The organism is Acinetobacter sp. UBA3025, assembly GCF_002367915.1.
GTDB lineage: Bacteria > Pseudomonadota > Gammaproteobacteria > Pseudomonadales > Moraxellaceae > Acinetobacter.
Genome location: NZ_DFDO01000184.1, coordinates 1 through 3,179, shown reverse-complemented (window position 1 = coordinate 3,179; position 3,179 = coordinate 1). Strand labels below are relative to the sequence as shown.

The window sequence follows — 3,179 nt, the reverse complement described above, 5'->3', positions numbered from 1 at the left end:
AACACCCAGTTCACGTGCAATGATTGCAGCGTGACAAGTACGACCACCACGGTTGGTCACAATTGCAGCAGCACGCTTCATCACCGGTTCCCAGTCCGGGTCAGTCATGTCAGATACAAGTACGTCACCGTCTTGTACTTTGTCCATTTCTTTAATTGAAGTTACGATGCGGACTTTACCAGAACCGATACGTTGACCGATTGAACGACCTTCACAGATTACAGTACCGCGTTGTTTTAACAGGTAACGTTCCATCGTGCCGACATTTTCACGGCTCTTCACAGTTTCAGGACGTGCCTGAACGATGTAGATTTTGCCGTCATCACCGTCTTTCGCCCACTCAATGTCCATTGGAGAACCGTAGTGGTTTTCAATGATCAGTGCTTGCTTAGCCAATTCTTGCAGTTCGTGATCATTCAATGCAAATTGTTGACGATCTGCTTTTTCTACATCAACCACAACAACTGATTTACCCGCAGCGGCTTCTTCACCATAGATCATTTTCTGGTGTTTAGAACCTAGGTTGCGGCGCAGTACAGCGTGTTTGCCTGCATTTAGCAGCGGTTTTGAAATATAGAATTCATCCGGGTTTACTGCACCCTGAACTACCATTTCACCCAAGCCATAAGAAGCTGTAATGAATACTGCATCACGGAAGCCTGATTCAGTATCTAGAGTGAACATTACACCAGCAGCACCAGTTTCTGAGCGAACCATACGTTGTACGCCTGCAGAAAGAGCAACCACGTCATGCGCAAAGTTTTGGTGTACACGGTAAGAGATCGCGCGGTCATTGTACAAAGATGCAAACACTTCTTTGATCGCGATCAGAACGTTATCGATACCACGAATGTTCAGGAAGGTTTCTTGCTGACCTGCGAAAGAAGCATCAGGTAAGTCTTCTGCAGTCGCAGATGAACGAACGGCAACCGCGATATCAGGGTTGCCGTTAGAAAGTGCTGCAAAAGCTTCACGAACTTCTTTTTCTAATTCTGCAGTAAGTGGAGTGTCAACAATCCATTGACGAATTTTAGCTCCGGTTTCGGCCAGCGCATTAACATCATCAACATTTAATTGAGCAAGTTCAGCTTGAATCTTAGCGTTCAGGCCGCTCTGTTCGAGAAATTCACGATAGGCAGCAGCAGTTGTAGCAAAACCACCAGGTACCGATACACCAGCATTGGATAAATGGCTGATCATTTCACCCAAAGATGAGTTTTTCCCACCCACGAGTTCAACGTCGTGTTTCCCTAGTTTTTCCAGACCGATTACGCGCGCTTCCAAAGTTGTTACTCCACTTTTGCTGTATTAATCACTATCTTGGCATGAAATTATCTTAAAGCGCTTAGGTTTTTGATTTTACTAAGCGACAGTCATGTAAGATCGGTTTACTATAAAGATTATATAGTACTAAGACAAATGTTTGAGGAGAATTTTAATGTCAGAAGGTAAACAAATTCAGCGGAGTGTGTTTTTTATTTCCGATGGTACTGCCATTACTGCTGAAACCCTTGGCCACTCGCTGTTAGCGCAGTTTCCGCATGTGGATTTTGACATTCATATTATCCCTTATATTAGCTCTGAAGAAGCGGCCATGAATGTGGTCACAGAGATCAATGAGCGTGCCCAAAAAGACGGTCAAAAACCTTTGGTTTTCGATACGTTGGTAGATCCCTATGTGCGAGACATTATTAATACCGCAAATGCAGTAAATCTTGATGTTTATGAAGGGCTTATTAGCAAATTATCAGAAGAACTTGGTACCGAACCTACGACTTTAGTCGGTCAGACCCATGCGGTGACCGATTCCGAGTCTTATAAGGCGCGTATTGATGCCGTACATTTTGCGCTCGACAACGATGATGGCGCGCGTACGCGTCACTATGATAAGGCTGATCTGATCCTGATTGGCGTATCGCGTTCCGGTAAGACTCCTACCTCAATTTATTTGTCTCTGCAATTTGGAATTCGTGTAGCGAACTATCCGCTAACTGAAGAAGATCTGGACGATAACCGCCTGCCAGCAGTGCTAAGACCGCATAAAAACAAGCTTTTTGGCTTGATGATTGATGCAGAACGTCTGGTTGCAATTCGTACAGAACGTAAGGCCAACAGCCGTTATGCCAGCTTTAGCCAGTGTCAGATGGAACTGCGTGCAATTGAAGGCATCTATATTTCGGAAGGGATCAAGTACCTGAATGTTTCGGAAATGTCGATTGAAGAAATCTCAACGCGTGTCTTACAGATGACAGGACTAAAACGTCGAATTGGCTAAAAAGAATTCAGAGCCAGACGGAGGTTTGGCTCTGATTTATAGATAAAAATTAATAAAATACTGCTTTCATAGAAATAAAATATGAATATTATAAGTTGTTGAAATATTCAATATTTTAATAAAAAATGTAGTGATTGTTTTTTAAACTTTTTTGCTATTCAATGAAATCAAAAATTCAATTTTGCAGAGCTAAATTTTTCCAAATACACTCCGAATTTTTAATCTTATGTGCTAAAAACAGATTAACTTGCTGATTGAAAAGTATGCACAATTAGCTCAACCTGATGTTCATCTCCATTAATACAATGAATACTATTTTCGGAAATTTTTGCAATAGGCCAGGTAATCAGCTGGCAATTTTCACGTTGCAGAGCAGCATAATAGTGATCTGATTTAAGATAAACTTTGGATGCGGCTGCAAGATTTGGCATGAGCTGGCGTCTGAGCCATAAATTCTGTACCTGATTTTCCAGATAACGTAATGACAAAATACTTTTAATCCGGTTATTAAATAGGTGTCGATTTTTAATGATCAATGGGTGATTTAATAATCGGTGCAAACCCCGTTCAGTCCCTGGCAATACAAATTGCGGATTAATCTGAAAAACTTTTACTGAGCGAGCTTGCTGGCTAATCTTGTTGAGCTGACTTACGGTAAATTGATCCGTACCAATAATCGCAATATCTTTTCCAGCACAGTCAAGTTCAGCGAGCTGGGAGGAGGGCACTTTAATGCCAGTAAAATGCTGAAAATTTTCGGGACGATTCTCAAATATACCCGCGTATGCATCCTGCTTGGTGGACATTGTTTTTCCTTGAAATTATTTAATAATTGGTCTTATTTGCTTTGTTATAGATATTAGCAAAAGCCCTAGAGCGGTAAAGTTCAAAATTTAACTTAGAC

Annotated in this window: 3 protein-coding genes; 1 reads left to right on the top strand and 2 read right to left on the bottom strand. The window is 41.6% G+C overall.

Annotated features, from left to right (window positions below; translation table 11 throughout):
* Positions 1–1,284, bottom strand: a 1,284-nt coding sequence (ppsA, locus tag B4J23_RS07670) for a phosphoenolpyruvate synthase (RefSeq protein WP_291359760.1), incomplete at its 3' end; no start/stop codon positions are given.
* A gap of 154 nt (positions 1,285–1,438) precedes the next feature.
* Here ppsA and ppsR point away from each other — a divergent pair.
* Positions 1,439–2,275, top strand: coding sequence for a posphoenolpyruvate synthetase regulatory kinase/phosphorylase PpsR (gene ppsR / locus B4J23_RS07665; protein ID WP_291359758.1), 837 nt, complete (start codon positions 1,439–1,441; stop codon positions 2,273–2,275).
* A gap of 242 nt (positions 2,276–2,517) precedes the next feature.
* On the opposite strand, the gene B4J23_RS07660 is transcribed toward ppsR, so the two are convergent.
* Positions 2,518–3,081, bottom strand: a complete 564-nt coding sequence (locus B4J23_RS07660) for a flavoprotein (RefSeq protein ID WP_291359756.1) — start codon at positions 3,079–3,081, stop codon at positions 2,518–2,520.
* Positions 3,082–3,179: the final 98 nt, after the last annotated feature.